Below are 13,854 nucleotides of genomic sequence, written 5' to 3' on the forward strand. Positions count from 1 at the left end.
GCACGCCACGCGCTAGGCTGTGCGGCATGACCATCGCTATCCGCCTCGCCACCGACGACGACCGCCCCGCTCTGCGCGAACTGTTCCTGCAGGCGCGCCGGGCCACCTTCACCTGGGCCGCCACCGACAGCTTCCGGCTGGAGGACTACGACGGCCAGACGCGCGGCGAGCGCGTGCTGGTGGCGCTGGACGGCGACGGCAGCCTCGCCGGCTTCGTCGCGCTGTGGGAGTCGGACCGCTTCGTGCATCACCTGTATCTCGCCGCCGGACAGCAGCGGCGCGGCATCGGCCGCGCGCTGCTGCAGGCGCTGGGCTGGCCGGAGCAGCCGCTGCAGATGAAATGCCTGCGCCGCAACGAGGCGGCGCTGGCGTTCTACGAGAAGCTGGGCTTCGCGGGGATCGGCCAGGGCCAGGGCGCCGACGGCGAATACGTGCTGCTCGCCTCGCACCGGGCGCGGGCCGTTTCAGGCTGAGCGCTGCACGATCCGGCGCAGCGCCGTTTCCAGCGAGGTGGCCGCCTTGCGCGGCGCGCCTTCGAAATCGATCCAGCCCTGATTGAAACCGTCGAGCATGCGCATGCGCGGCTGCGGGTGCTGCGCGCCTTGCTGGCGAAACAGCGCTTCCCATTGTTCGCGCGGCACCGCCTGCGCACCTACCGGCTGGCCGAGCACGGCGGCATAGGCGCGGGCGATGTCCTCGGCGCCGTAGCGCGCCGGACCTTCCAGCTCCTGCACCAGGCGGCCGTTCCAGCCGCGCAGCAGCAGCTCCGCCGCCACCGCGCCGATGTCCTCGGTGGACACCATCGGGATACGGTGATCCAGCGGCTGCAGGAAGCTGTGGATCGTGCCCTCGCGCGCGCCGGGCAGGTCCCACGCCGCGTTCTCCATGAACCAGGCCGGGCGCAGGAAGGCCACCGGTATCGATACGCCGCCGAGCGCGCGCTCCATCAGCCCCGCATTGTTCAGCAGGTTCGGTTCGGCGACGTGCGCGCCGACGGTGGAGAGAAACAGCGCGCGTCCCGGCTGCGCCTGTTCGAGCGCCTGCCTGAAGCGTTCCGCCAGCGCATGGATCTGCGGGAAGCCCGGCGCCGGATCGTAGTCCGGCGGCATCATCAGGAATACGCCGTCGACGCCTTCGAAGGCGCGCGCCAGCGCGTCGCCGTCGTCGTAACCGGCCAGCGCCACCTCGCAGCCGCGCGCCCGCCAGGGCTCCCCTTTGGCCGCATCGCGCACGACGGCGCGTACCGCCGCACCGTGTGCCAGCAGCGCGCGCGCCACCGCGCCGCCAACCTGCCCCGTGATACCCGTGATCGCATACATGTCGAAGTTCTCCTCAAGCCAGGCGGCGTACGGCCGCGTCGGCGGGCATTGTTCGACTTCGCCCGCCCTGCGGCGATAACATCAATGGCATTTCATCCATGACTGGCGCGCATGAGCGGATTCGACGAACGCACCCTGGCCGGCCTGCGCGTGTTCTTCGCCGTGGTCGATGCCGGCAGCTTTGCCGGCGCGGGCGAGATCCTGGACATGTCGCAGCCGGGCGTCAGCCGCGCCATCGCGCGGCTGGAACAGCGCCTGGGGCTGCGCCTGTTCGACCGCACCACGCGCGCGGTCGCGCTGACCGAGGAAGGCCGCCGCTTCCACCGGCAGGTGACGCCGGTGCTGGCGGAGCTGGAGGAAGTGGTCGACGAGGCCGCGGGCAGCGCGGGCGCGGTGCGCGGCAAGCTGCGCGTGGGGCTGCTCGATCCGCTGTTCGCGCAGCTGCTGCTGGCGCCGCGCATCGAGGCCTTTCTCGCCCGCCATCCGCAACTGCAGCTGGAACTGCTGGTGCGCGACCAGCCCGGCGACCTGGTCAGCGAAGGCATCGACCTGGCCATCCGCTTCGGCGAACCGCGCGCTTCTGCCCTGGTGGCGCGCAAGCTGCTGGAAACGCGCGTGGTCACCGTGGCCGCTCCTGCCTATCTGCGCCGCCATGGCCGGCCCGCCACGCCGCAGGCCTTGAGCGCGGACGGCCATACCTGCATCGACTTCCGCGATCCGGCCAGCGGCCAGCCCTATGCCTGGGAATTCCACCGCGGACGCAAGCGGCTGAGCGTGCCCACCGGCGGGCGCCTGATCGTCAACGACGTCGGCACCATGCTGCACGCCTGTCTCGCCGGTTATGGCATCGCGCAGATGATGTCGCTGGGCATCGGCGAGTTCCTGGCCAAGGGCAAGCTGGTGGAATTGTTTCCCGACTGGCCGGACGAGCGCTTTCCGCTGTACGTGCTGTATCCGTCGCGCAAGCATCTGCCCGCGAAGACGCGGGCGTTCGTGGATTTCCTGGTGGAGATGTGCGGCGCAGGCTGAGCGCTGCGCCGCGGCCGGAACCCTTCAGCGATATGCCTCGATCGCCGCCTTGATCAGCGCCAGATCGTCGCGCATGCCGTAGTACGGCGGTGCGGAATAGCCGAAGCGCGTGATCACCAGGTGCGCCGAGGGAATCACGTAGATGCGCTGGCCCATGGTGCCGCTGGCGTAGAAGCCTTCCTTCGGATAGCCGGAATCGATCCGCCACTTCGCCTCTTCGCTGCGTCCGTCGTTGGTCCAGAAGCCCGCGCCATACGGGGAATTCAAGGTCGAGCGGCGCGACCAGTCCATCCAGCCTTCCGGCAGCACGCGCTTGCCGTCCGGCGCGATGCCGTCGCGCAGGTACAGCCAGCCCAGGCGTGCGTAGTCGCGGGCGCTCGCATACACGTAGGTGGAGCCGATAAAGGTGCCCGCGCCGTCGAATTCCATCGTCACGTCGCCCATGCCCAGCGGCGCGAACAGCTCGCGGCGCGCGAACTCACGCATGCCCGGCGCACCGCCGCCGACCACGCTGCCAAGCTTGCGCGCGAGCAGCACGGTGTCGGCCGAGGTGTATTCGAACGTACGGCCCGGCGGCTCCTTCGCCGGCTGCGCGGCTGCGAAGGCAGCCATGTCGCCGTGCAGGAATTCCATCTTCGCCACGGGGCTTTCGGCGGACTCCGCTTCCTCCACCGCCAGGCCGCTGCGCATGCGCATCAGATCTTCCAGCGTGATGACGCGGCGCGGATCGTTCTTGTCCTTCCATTCCGGCGGGTTCAGGGGTTCGTCCACGCGCAGCTTGCTCTCGCGCACCAGGATGCCGAACAGCGCGTTGGTGAACGACTTGGCTACCGAGAAGCTGAGCAGCGGCGAGTGCTCGTCGATGCCGTCGGCGTAGCGCTCGGCGACGACCTGGCCGTCCTTCACGATCACCACCGCCTTGACGCGCTTGACCGGCTGGCCCGCATGTTCGGCGAACACGTTGTCGATCGCGGCCGTGACGGCCGGCTTGCTGGAAGCGACGCGCCCCTTCGGCGCGAAGCCATCGGCCCTGGGTGCGATGGGTGCGTCGGCGACCGTCGGCAGCGGCTGGTCGCCCGGCAGCACCAGGCGGCAGCCGTAGCCGGGCGTGAAGCGGGCGCGCGCCAGCTCGCTCAGCGGACCGGACACTTCGACCGTGCGGGTGTCACGCGATACGTGCACTTTCAGCATGCGGCCGAAATCGCCGAGCACCGGCATGACGAGTTGGTCGAAGGTCTGGTCCGGATCCTGCCCGCCGACGAAGGTCATCGAGCAGACGTGGTGGGCGGCGACGCCGGCGGCCACCGGCAGGATCTGGCTGAGCTGCGTAGTGCCGTAGGCGCCGGCCGCGGCGGCGAAAGCCGTGGTGGCGAGGCTGGCGAGCACGATGGATGTCTTGCGCATGGCGGTCGGTCTCCGTGGGTGTGGCCAGAGTCTGCGGAGACCGGCGGGACGGAGGGGGACGGGCTGGGACGAAGGCCCCGGGGGCGGGGACGAAACCCGGATGGGCTGGCAGAGAGGCCGGAAAACGGTGCCCGTTTGCCGCGGACTTCCAGGCGGGCCATGCCATCGGCGGCCGCCCCGGTGTCATAGGCGGCTATGGCTCAGCCCCTCCCTCCCATCTGAAAACAGGTGCCCGCATGATCGAAACCACGCATCGCACGAAAACGATGTTGCTTATCTCACTGTTCGCCTGGATGGCTTCGCCCGGGGCGCCGGCGCAGAGCGCGCCGCCCCCGGACGCTCCGGCCAGCCTAAATCTGCAGCTTCCGCCCCAGCCCGCGGGCGAAAACCACGAGGCAAAAGAGCGTAGCGACTTGAACGGCAAGGCTCAGGCCGAACTGCGGCAGGAAATGCGTCGGGGCGTTCCGCGAATGCGCTTTACTGATCCGGAAGAACAGCGCCCCTCTTCCATCACTACGGCCGAACGGCAGTTCGAAGCCCACCGGAACATGTTCGACCGTCTGCCCGCGTGTCCCACACCGTTCGGACCGCCGCAGGCGCCGACGACGATGTCACCGGAACGACAGCAGCCTCGATGCCGCACTTGGCGAAAATCCAGGAATGGCTGGCAAGACAGCCCATAAAACAACGCGATGCCCAGCCCCCTCTCCCCTCCGGGGAGAGGGTTGGGGTGAGGGGCCGGGCGGAGCGGAGAAGCAGGAGCGGAAAGCATGCGCTGCGCTGTCGATCTTCTTCCGCGAGCACCCGCCCCTCATCCGCCTGCCGGCACCTTCTCCCCGGCGGAGAGAAGGATTCTTCGTCAGATGGATATCGACAACCCCGGCGGCAGGTTCTCCAGATACCGCTTCGTCCACGTCACCCGCGCCCCATCCCGCAACAGTAGCCGCTTCTCCCCTTCCGGCCACGGCTGCACTTCGCGGATGGCATCGATCTGCACCACGGTGGAACGATTCACCCGCACGAACCGCGACGGATGCAGCCGCGCCTGCATCGCATCCAGCGTGCCGCGTAAACGGCGCGGTTCGCCATCGACGAAGACCTGCAGATAATTGCGGTCCGATTCGATGCGGTCGATGCGCTCCACCGGCACCAGCTCCGCCGCATCGCCCACCGGCAGCAGCAGGCGTTCGAGATAGCGTGCCGGCGGCGGCGCGTTTTCCAGCAGGCCGTCGACGCGGGTGCTCACGCTCAGCGATGGCGCAACCTTCTCGCATAAACGGCGGATTGCAGCCTGAAAACGCTCAGGGCCAACGGGCTTGAGCAGATAGTCGAACGCATGCACTTCGAACGCGCGCACGGCCTGGTCGTCATGCGCCGTGACAAAGACGATCTCCGCCGGCAGCGGTTCGCCCAGCGCCTGCAATACGGCAAAACCGTCCATGCCCGGCATGCTGATATCGAGAAAGACCACGTCGGGATGCTCGCGCTGGATCAGCCGCACCGCTTCGCGCCCGTCGCCGGCTTCGCCCACCCACACGACACCTTCGGCCTCGGCGAGATAGCGCCGCAGCTTGGCGCGCGCCGGCGCCTCGTCGTCCACCACCACCGCGCGCAGCGTCATGCCGCCTCCCAGCGCCGCGCGGGCAGCCAGACGGTGACCACGCTGCCGCCTTCCGGCAAAGGCTCGAGGCGAACACCGGCCTCGTCGCCATAGAGGTGCCGCAGACGGGCCTCCACATTGCCCAGCCCGATACCGTGGCCCGCGCGTGCGACGCCACCGCCGCCATCGCGCACTTTCACGGTGAGACGGTTGGCATCGCGTCCGGCTTCCACGCGCACCAGGCGACGGTCGCCCTGCCCGCCATGCTCGATGGCGTTTTCCACCAGCGGCTGCAGCAGCAGGAAGGGAATGCGCAGATCGTCCAGTGCGGCGTCGCCCTGCACGTCCGCGTCCAGGCCGGCGCCGAAACGCGCCCGCTGGATGTCCATATACAGCGCCAGCAGTTTCCACTCGTCGGCCAGGCGATGCTCTTGCGCACCGGCCGACAGCGTCGCGCGCAGCAGCGAGCCGATGCGCGAAAGCATCTCGTCGGCGACGGCCGGCCGGTCGTACATCAGCTCGGACACCGCATTGAGCGTGTTGAACAGAAAATGCGGATTGAGCTGCAACCGCAGCGCCTCCAGCCGCGCCTCCGACAGCGCCGACTCCAGCTGCGCCGCGCGCAGCTCGCGCGCCCGGCCTTCGCGGTAGCGGTCGAACAGCCACAGGCCGAGCGCGATCAGCACGTAGAAGAACAGCTGGGTCGGCACTTCCATCACGTAGCGCCATACGGTGGGCGCATAGTCGTCCGCCGGGGCCCCCACCAGGCCGAACACCAGCAGGCGCAGCCCCATCATCAGGCTGGTCTGCGCCACCGACAGGCCGGCGAACACGGCGAGGTGCCACGGCAGGCGCCAGCGGCGCCGGCGCAGCCAGCGCAAGGCGTAGAAAACCGGCGGCAGGAAGGCGCCGAAGCTGAGCGAGCCGGTCAGCTCCTCGATCAGCAGCGGCGGAAACGGCGCGACGTGGCCATAGGCCACGCCGACCAGGTAGCGGTTGAGCGCACGCATCGCGCCGATCGCCACCAGCAGCAGCACCCAAAGCACCAGCGCGTACCGCCGCCATACCGGCGGCGGCGCGGCCGCGCTGCCCTGCTCCGCTGCCATGCTCAGTGCGCGCCGGCCTGCTCGGGCACTACGGTCAGCACGATCTTCGACGGATAGGCGCTGCTGTGGTGCACGGCATTGTTGGCGATCACGCCGGCCGCCTCATCGAAGTTGTTGCCGCCGGTATTGAGGTTGCGGTCGAAGCGCGGGAAGTTGCTGCTGGACACCGCGATGCGCAGCTTGTGCCCGGGCTTGAAGTAGTAGCTGGTGTCGATCGGCTGGAACGTCACCGGATACACCTCGCCGGCCTTCATCCACGCCAGCGGCTTGTCGTAGCCGTTGCGGTAGCGCATGCGCTGGATGTTCTCGGTGATGTTGAAGGCCTGCCCGTCCGGATAGACGTCGATCACCTTGAAGGTGAAGTCGGTGTCCTTGGCGCTGGAGGAGACATTCAGCGTGACCGTGATCGGCCCGCTCACCTCGGTGCCCTGCGCGAACGCCTCGCTGTCGTAGACCAGCACGTCGTTGCGGGCTTCTTCCTTGCGCTGGTCGAAGGAGCCGAACTTCACCGCGTTGCCCTGGCAGCAGCCGCCGCCGCCATAGGTCATCACCGGATTGGCCGGGTCGTAGACGAACCGGTCCGGATGATCGTCGGCTTCCGGCTGGGCGACGAGCTTGCCGTCGCCGTACATGGTGTTGGCCTTGCCGCCGCTGGCGAAGTAGAACTCCCTGGTGGTGGCGCCCGCCGGCGGCCACGTCGCCGACTTCTTCCACTCGTTCTTGCCCATCAGGTAGTACATGACCTTGGGCTGCTTCTTCACCACCTCGCTGTCCTCGCCCTTGAGGAAGCGGTCGAACCAGCCGAACACCAGGGCGTTGTAGTCGTAGCGCGCATCGCCCATGTCCAGGTCGCCGACCATGGTGTGCTCGCTGGCGCGGGTGTAGGCGCAATGCAGCACCGGCGCGATCACGGCGTACTGCTCGTCCGCCACTTCCTTCGGCGCCGTGCGGCGCACTTCGTTATACGCGGCGAGGTTCGGCGACACCGACACGTCGAACCAGCTCATGAACCACAGGCCCGGCTTGGCGATCTTCATGTTGTCGTGCCACAGGCCGCCCTTGTACCAGGCCGGGTCGTTCGGCGCGCGCGCGATCATGTTGCCGCCGGTGGCCACCGGCATGCGCGTGTCGAAGATGCCCGGCGGGCCGTCCAGCGCCTTGATCATGTCCTTCACCGGCAGGTGCCAGAACGCCTTGTCCCAATCCACCGGCGGCATCTGCGTGGCCAGGTCGAAATAGCGCGAGGCGTTGACCAGCTCGGCCTGGGTGGTATTGGCCGGGAAGTTCGGCCGCACCTGGTTCTGGATGCCGTAGTCGTAGATCCAGGCAATGAACAGCATCTGCACCGCGCCGCCGCGGTACCAGTTGCCCTGCTCATAGTAAGGACCGACCCGGCCGACGCCGGCACCGAAACCCTGCACATTGAAGGTGGCCAGCGACGGTTCGTTCTGCGCCACCACCGCCATCTGCCACTCGGCGGTGGACGAACAGCCGGTGGTGCCGACCTTGCCGCTGGACCAGGGCTGCGAGGAAATCCAGCGCACCGCGTCGACGCCGTCGGTGACCGGCGCACCGAGGATGTCGTAATTGCCCTCGGAGAAGAAATGGCCGCGCTCGTTCATTTCGACATAGGCGTAGCCGTGCTTCACCGCATCGAGCGCGCGCGTCATGTCGCGCGGGGCGCCGAGTTTCACATCCCAGTAATTGAAGTTGTACGGCGTGCGCGAAAAGATCGTCGGCACCTTGCCCGCGCCCTTGGGCCGATAGATGTCCGCAGCCATGCGCTTGCCGTCGCGCATCTTCACCATCACCTTGCGGTCGACCACCGCCACTTCCTGCAGCGACTGCTCGGTGGCGTTGCGCTTGGCGATCTGTTCGGCCTGGGGATCCTTGGCCTGGGCGGCGGCCGCGAACGGCAGCGCGAGACAGAAGGTGGCGGCCATGCCGCCGAACATCGTGGGCAGGTGCTTGCGTAGCATACGAGTTTTCCCCAGGGACCAAGCCGCGACTATACGCGAGCTTGCGCGGCGGGAATGGTGCGCCTGCACATCGCGGCGCCCACGGCGGATGCGCCGCTATCTCTTTCTGTCCTAAATGTCGGTCTTTGGCGGCAAGGAGCCAGGCCGCCTCGCCTACCATCGCGCCCAGAAATTCCCAACTGAAAGTTGCGCGCGCCCCGTTCAAGCGCAGGGCGTCACCCATTGACGTTCAAGGCGAGAGGGAGATATGGGAAGGACTTCGATTCATCCAGGAAAGCTTGCGCCGATTCACCGAGTGCCATCCATGCATCGAATGCGCCGTCCGTGCCGCATCGTGGTGCAGATAGCCCTCGGCATAGCCCTGCCGGCGATTTCCCATGCACAGGCATCGGAAGACGAATTCTTCTATGTCATCGACACGCGCCAGTACGACACGCTGGACGAGGCCTGCCATGCCGGCTACGACGCGATGAGCGAATCGCTCAGAAAACACTACCAGGCAATACCCGACCTTGAAGTGATCGTTCGCCCCTACAAAGCCCCGGAACGCTGGAGCGGATCGGGCGATACCCCAACCTATTACGACTGCCGCACGTACTACGACGTCGTCCATGCCGACTTTACCGACAATGATTACGAGAGCACTTTCATCCAGCAGAAACGCAGGCGCTGCCCCGCCGGCCAGCAACTCGACTTCATGTCCGACACCTGCAAGCGGCCAGCGGATCACCAGCTGCGCAAGGAACTGGGCGATCCTGGCCTGCCGCTGCTGGGCGGGCCTTCGCTCTGCGTAGGCAACCCGATCAGCGCGTCCACCGGCAACAAGTACCAGGAGGAGGAAGACTACCGCGATGCCGATGGCGAACTGCAGCTGGTCCGCCACTACAACGGGCTGAGCGGGCTGTGGCAGGTGAACTATGGCAAGGCGCTCTACATCGACCCCTATGGCCGCGGCTTGACGCTCTTCCACGGCGATGGACGCCAATCGCAATTCGCGCTGAACCATGGGTCCGCCACGGCCGAGACAACGGAACAAGGCAGCCTGGAAAAGATGGACGACCATTGGATATACACCGCGCCGAACCTTGAGCAATACAGCTTCGATGCGCAAGGCGCCTTGACGGCCTGGCGATTGGCGGACGGCCGGGTGCAGACACTCGCTTACCGCCCCATGGGCCCCGGCGCACTGACGATCGTCGTCACCGACTCTTCCGGTCACAGCCTGCAACTGCTGGTGGTCAATGGCCTGCTTGCCCGCGCGAAGACAGGCAAGCTCACCGTGACGTACGGATACGACAGAGCCGCCCGCTTGACAAAGGTGACACGTACGTGGCCCGGCCATGCGCGTTCGCGAAGCTATCTGTACGAAGACACGGCGCATCCCGGAGCCCTCACCGGCATCGTCGACGAACGGGGCGTGCGCTATGCCACGTGGCGGTACGACGCGTCCGGCCGCGCCATTTCAAGCGAGCACGCCGGCGGCGCGGACAAAACCACGCTGAGCTTCAACGATGACGGCTCGACCACCGTCACCAACGCCCTCGGCAACGCGGTTACCTATCGCTACCGGGTCATTCAGGGCGTCAAGCGCGTCACGGCCATCGAGGGCGAGCCTGCGCCGGGCTGCCCCGCCAGCAATACCACCTACACCTATACCGGGCTCGGACAGGTAGCCACCAGGACGGATGCCCTGGGCACCGTCACGGCCTACGACTACGACGCGAAGGGCCGCGAGATCCGCCGGGTGGAAGCCAAGGGCACTGCGCTGGAGCGCACGACCGCCACGACCTGGGATGCCACCCGCTCCCTCCCATTGACGGTGACCACCGCCGACCGGGTCATCACCTACACCTATGACGACCAAGGCCGGGCGCTGAGCACCAGCGTGCGCGCCACCGAGGAGTGACCACCGTGAACAAGCGATTCCGCTGGGTCATTGCCGGCCTCGGCCTGCTTATGGCCGTAGCACAGGCCGCGGCACCCGAGCGCACCACGAGCAGGATCTACGACGCTCAGGGGCGGCTCACCGGAGTGGATGGCCCGCGCACCGATGTCGACGACGTCACCCGATTCACCTATGACACGCAAGGCCGCCTCGCCAGGGTGACCGACCCGCTCGGCCATGCGACGAGTTACGGCGCGTATGACATGTACGGCCATCCGGGACGGATGACCGATCCGAACGGCGTGGTGTCGGTCATGACGTACACGCCCGAAGGCTGGCCCCTCACTGTCACGCTCGACAGCACCGGCACCCCGGCGACGACAACGCTGACCTACGATGCGATCGGCAACGTTACGCAGTCCAAGGATGCCGATGGCGTCAACATCCATTACGCCTATGACGATGCGGGTCGCCTCACCGACATCACGGATGCGATGGGGAACCGCATTCACTACACGCTGGACGCTGCCGGGAATCGCCTGAAGGAAGAAATCTTCGACAGCGCCCATACGCTGAAGCGGACCGTCTCGCGCACGTACAACGCCCTCAGCCAGCTGATGGCCGTAACCGATGCTTTCCATCGGACCATCCTCAGCTACGACCGCACGGACGGCTACGACGCGGCAGGCCATCCGATCCATCGCTCCGACACGGTAGGCGTGCAGCAGAAGCGGACGTACGATGCCCTGCACCGGCTGGTCAGCACCATCGACGACTACAACGGCACCAACGCGGCGACGAAGAACACGCAAAGCGTCTACTCCTACGATGCCGGCGGCCATCTGGAGGGTGTGGGCGATCCCGATGGACTGAATACGCTTTACGACTACGACGGATTCGATGACCTCAAGTCGGTGCAGAGTCCGGATACCGGCAGGACCAGCTATGTCCACGACGCCGCGGGCAATGTCATACGGCGTACCGATGCAAAAGGAGTCACGAGCACCAGCACGTATGACGCGCTGAATCGGCGGACGGCACTGAGCTACGGCGACAGCTCGCTCGATGTCGCGTATCTCTACGACGAGCCCGACACCGTCACCGGCTGCGCCGCCTCCTATCCCGTGGGCAGGCTTACCCGGATCGTGGAGCGTGCGGTCACCACGACGTATTGCTACGACGCGCGCGGAAACGTAGTGAGGAAGGCCCAGACGCAAGGTGCACACACCGACACGGTAAGCCACACGTACTCTCTCGCCGGCCGCCTGACCGGCACCGTGACACCCGGCGGGACCTCGATTGAATACGACCGGGATGCCACGGGCCGCATCAGCGGCGTAAGGGTGCGTCCGCCCGGTGTCGGCGTCGCAAACGCCGCCACTCGCATCACTTACCTGCCCTTCGGCCCCATCACCGGCTACACGCTGGGCAACGGGCAGGCAGTGACGCGCAGCTACGACGCAAACTACGCCTTGACGGACGTGGTGAGCCCCGCGCTGAACCTGCATTTCGCGCGCGACGCCATGGGCAACATCACCGCCCTCGGCAACCGCGAGGGTGCCGATCCGGCGACCGAGACCTATCGCTACGACGCGCTGTATCGACTGGCCAGCGTCCACGGTCCTTCCGGAACCGCCATCGAGGCGTACACGTACAGCAGGACCGGCGACCGCCTCGGCAAGACCGGCTCTGGCTTGGCCACGGGCGCTTACGGCTACAAGGCCGGCACGCATTGGCTCACCAGCATGGGCAGCAGCGCGTTGAGTTATGACGCCAACGGCAACGTCACCGGCTACGCCGCCGGCGGAGAAATCTTCGGTTTTGGATACAACGGGCGGAACCGGCTGATCGCCGTGCAGCGCAACGGACAGACCGTTGCCAGCTACGCCTACAACGCCGCCGGCCAGCGCATTGCCAAGATCGCGTCGATACCTCAGGCAAGCAGCCAACGCTTTGCCTACGACGAAAGCAGCCGGCTCCTGGGCGAGTACAGCTCCGCGAACAGGGACTACATCTGGCTGGGGGACATACCGGTTGCCGTGGTGGACTCGGTAGGTACGGCGAGCACGGTGAGTTACGTTCATGCCGACGGGCTCAATACACCGCGTGCGGTCACCGACACCTCAGGCTCGGTCCTTTGGCGCTGGGACCTGCAGGGCAATCCGTTCGGAGAGAAAGCAGCAACCTCCTCCCATGGATACGTCTTCAACCTGCGCTTTCCAGGGCAGTATGCCGATACGGAATCCGGCCTTCTCCACAATGGCTTCCGGGACTATTGCGCGGCCTGCGGGCGATACATCCAGAGCGATCCGATAGGACTCGATGGTGGGCTGAGTACGTATGGATATGTGAGCGGGAATCCGCTGATCGCGATCGATCCGCTTGGTACCGAACAGAGAAGCCCGGATGTACTTCTGGCGCTTGTCCCGGGACAAGGTGCCTGGGATGCCGCGATCAATGCCTGGGAGGCGGGTCGCTATGGCCCGGCGGCCGCATATGCCGGCGCGATGGTGAGTGAGCAGTTACTGTATGTTGCTTCGTTCGGGCAGTCGCAGGCGTGGCGTACTGGTGCTCTGTGCGCCGGGAAAGTAGTAGCCAGAGCCGCTGCCACAGAAACTTATGTAGGAATTGGAGCCAACGGCAGGATTGGAGAGGAGGCCTTAAAGTCTCTTGGAGGCCAGTCTCAGGTTTACTTCATGACAAGTCGTGGCGCACGCTATATAGATCAATTTGCAAATGGCGTAGCGTATGAAGCGAAAGTTGGACACCTAAGCATGTCACCTAGGGTTAAAAATCAGATTGCCAAAGATCAAGAGCTTCTAATGAAAGAGATCATCTTGTCCGCGGAGTGGCATTTCTTCATGAGTCCAACTACCGGCAAGGTCGGTGCGGCACGATCAGTAATAGACATGCTGAACGAGGCAGGCATTGGCGTTGTCATGCATTGAGAAAAAAATGAGCTATCACATCATCCAGCCACCATTTACTCTTCGCTTTACTGAAATGACCCGAGGAGAACTGAAGGAATACTTCGCCTGGTTTCAATCGGTCCTTCAGACCCGAATTGATGAGCTGGCAACTTATGTCCAGGAAGATCCTGCATCCAAGGACTGGAAGCCGGCTTACAGCCCAACTTCTTTGGAGGCGCTTGGCGATTGGCTTGCTAGACATGTCTCGACCCGAAAACGTACGCAAGAAGAGAAAGATGAGATCGAAGCGCGACTGAGCCATTTCATAGCCATCCCCAACCATGATCTGACGAACGAGAGTTACTCGCTTGGATTCGATGTCGGAATCTACTTCGGCCTCACGTTGCTCAAGAATCATCCTACGCTTCAGTGGGACCAGAACCTAAAAAACAAGAAGTTCGCCGACTACGGTCAACCTATTATTGTCGGCTTTGGCGCCGTCCCACTTAATCCGGTGCGAATTGGCCTAAATTTCGCTTATGGCTTTTCCAGCAAGAAAATTTCAAGCAGGCGGATTCACGAAGTCTACGAGGCTTGGTCAACTCAGATGCAGTGATTGACGA

Annotated in this window: 11 protein-coding genes; 6 read left to right on the forward strand and 5 right to left on the reverse strand. The window is 65.5% G+C overall.

The window, feature by feature from the left end:
- The first annotated feature begins 26 nt into the window (after positions 1 to 26).
- Positions 27 to 473, forward strand: coding sequence for a GNAT family N-acetyltransferase (locus FHW85_RS04430; RefSeq protein WP_168647485.1), 447 nt, complete (start codon positions 27 to 29; stop codon positions 471 to 473).
- Here the strand turns inward: FHW85_RS04430 and FHW85_RS04435 are convergent.
- On the reverse strand, positions 465 to 1,319 hold the full coding sequence (locus FHW85_RS04435; protein WP_168647486.1) for an NmrA family NAD(P)-binding protein: 855 nt from the start codon (positions 1,317 to 1,319) through the stop codon (positions 465 to 467). The two genes, FHW85_RS04430 and FHW85_RS04435, sit on opposite strands and share 9 nt — an antisense overlap.
- Positions 1,320 to 1,430: 111 nt before the next feature.
- Here FHW85_RS04435 and FHW85_RS04440 point away from each other — a divergent pair, with 111 nt between their 5' ends.
- Positions 1,431 to 2,348 (forward strand): LysR family transcriptional regulator, encoded by a 918-nt coding sequence (locus FHW85_RS04440; protein ID WP_168647487.1) that lies wholly within the window; start codon positions 1,431 to 1,433, stop codon positions 2,346 to 2,348.
- 24 nt (positions 2,349 to 2,372) lie between these two features.
- On the opposite strand, the gene FHW85_RS04445 is transcribed toward FHW85_RS04440, so the two are convergent.
- Positions 2,373 to 3,752 (reverse strand): serine hydrolase, encoded by a 1,380-nt coding sequence (locus FHW85_RS04445; protein WP_168647488.1) that lies wholly within the window; start codon positions 3,750 to 3,752, stop codon positions 2,373 to 2,375.
- A 236-nt stretch (positions 3,753 to 3,988) separates the two neighbouring features.
- Here FHW85_RS04445 and FHW85_RS04450 point away from each other — a divergent pair, with 236 nt between their 5' ends.
- Entirely contained in the window at positions 3,989 to 4,435 is a 447-nt protein-coding gene (locus FHW85_RS04450) for a hypothetical protein (protein WP_168647489.1), read from the forward strand.
- A gap of 176 nt (positions 4,436 to 4,611) precedes the next feature.
- On the opposite strand, the gene FHW85_RS04455 is transcribed toward FHW85_RS04450, so the two are convergent.
- From FHW85_RS04455 to FHW85_RS04465, 3 genes are read right to left on the reverse strand one after another with little or no spacing between them, the layout of a single operon-like run.
- Positions 4,612 to 5,373, reverse strand: coding sequence for a LytTR family DNA-binding domain-containing protein (locus tag FHW85_RS04455; protein ID WP_168647490.1), 762 nt, complete (start codon positions 5,371 to 5,373; stop codon positions 4,612 to 4,614).
- Entirely contained in the window at positions 5,370 to 6,458 is a 1,089-nt protein-coding gene (locus tag FHW85_RS04460; protein ID WP_168647491.1) for a histidine kinase, read from the reverse strand. Before FHW85_RS04460 ends, FHW85_RS04455 begins: the two co-directional genes overlap by 4 nt.
- Before the next feature lie 2 nt (positions 6,459 to 6,460).
- Positions 6,461 to 8,437, reverse strand: coding sequence for a CocE/NonD family hydrolase (locus FHW85_RS04465; protein ID WP_210427707.1), 1,977 nt, complete (start codon positions 8,435 to 8,437; stop codon positions 6,461 to 6,463).
- 304 nt (positions 8,438 to 8,741) lie between these two features.
- Here FHW85_RS04465 and FHW85_RS04470 point away from each other — a divergent pair, with 304 nt between their 5' ends.
- Genes FHW85_RS04470 through FHW85_RS04480 form a run of 3 tightly spaced genes read left to right on the forward strand, consistent with a single transcriptional unit; the run spans position 8,742 to position 13,847 of the window.
- Positions 8,742 to 10,343 carry a DUF6531 domain-containing protein gene (locus tag FHW85_RS04470; RefSeq protein WP_168647492.1) on the forward strand — a complete coding sequence of 534 codons (1,602 nt, stop codon included), beginning with the start codon at positions 8,742 to 8,744 and terminating at the stop codon, positions 10,341 to 10,343.
- A 5-nt stretch (positions 10,344 to 10,348) separates the two neighbouring features.
- On the forward strand, positions 10,349 to 13,270 hold the full coding sequence (locus FHW85_RS04475; protein WP_168647493.1) for an RHS repeat protein: 2,922 nt from the start codon (positions 10,349 to 10,351) through the stop codon (positions 13,268 to 13,270).
- 7 nt (positions 13,271 to 13,277) lie between these two features.
- Positions 13,278 to 13,847 (forward strand): hypothetical protein, encoded by a 570-nt coding sequence (locus tag FHW85_RS04480; RefSeq protein WP_168647494.1) that lies wholly within the window; start codon positions 13,278 to 13,280, stop codon positions 13,845 to 13,847.
- Positions 13,848 to 13,854 lie beyond the last annotated feature (7 nt).

The sequence above is a fragment of the Dyella sp. SG609 genome, from assembly GCF_012275375.1.
Taxonomy (GTDB): Bacteria; Pseudomonadota; Gammaproteobacteria; order Xanthomonadales; family Rhodanobacteraceae; genus Dyella_D; species Dyella_D marensis.

What these genes read in the sequence shown, in the direction of transcription:
- FHW85_RS04430 (WP_168647485.1), top strand. Translation starts at nt 27, where the DNA reads ATGACCATCGCTATCCGCCTCGCCACCGACGACGACCGCCCCGCTCTG.
- FHW85_RS04435 (WP_168647486.1), bottom strand. Translation starts at nt 1,319, where the DNA reads ATGTATGCGATCACGGGTATCACGGGGCAGGTTGGCGGCGCGGTGGCG.
- FHW85_RS04440 (WP_168647487.1), top strand. Translation starts at nt 1,431, where the DNA reads ATGAGCGGATTCGACGAACGCACCCTGGCCGGCCTGCGCGTGTTCTTC.
- FHW85_RS04445 (WP_168647488.1), bottom strand. Translation starts at nt 3,752, where the DNA reads ATGCGCAAGACATCCATCGTGCTCGCCAGCCTCGCCACCACGGCTTTC.
- FHW85_RS04450 (WP_168647489.1), top strand. Translation starts at nt 3,989, where the DNA reads ATGATCGAAACCACGCATCGCACGAAAACGATGTTGCTTATCTCACTG.
- FHW85_RS04455 (WP_168647490.1), bottom strand. Translation starts at nt 5,373, where the DNA reads ATGACGCTGCGCGCGGTGGTGGTGGACGACGAGGCGCCGGCGCGCGCC.
- FHW85_RS04460 (WP_168647491.1), bottom strand. Translation starts at nt 6,458, where the DNA reads ATGGCAGCGGAGCAGGGCAGCGCGGCCGCGCCGCCGCCGGTATGGCGG.
- FHW85_RS04465 (WP_210427707.1), bottom strand. Translation starts at nt 8,437, where the DNA reads ATGCTACGCAAGCACCTGCCCACGATGTTCGGCGGCATGGCCGCCACC.
- FHW85_RS04470 (WP_168647492.1), top strand. Translation starts at nt 8,742, where the DNA reads ATGCATCGAATGCGCCGTCCGTGCCGCATCGTGGTGCAGATAGCCCTC.
- FHW85_RS04480 (WP_168647494.1), top strand. Translation starts at nt 13,278, where the DNA reads ATGAGCTATCACATCATCCAGCCACCATTTACTCTTCGCTTTACTGAA.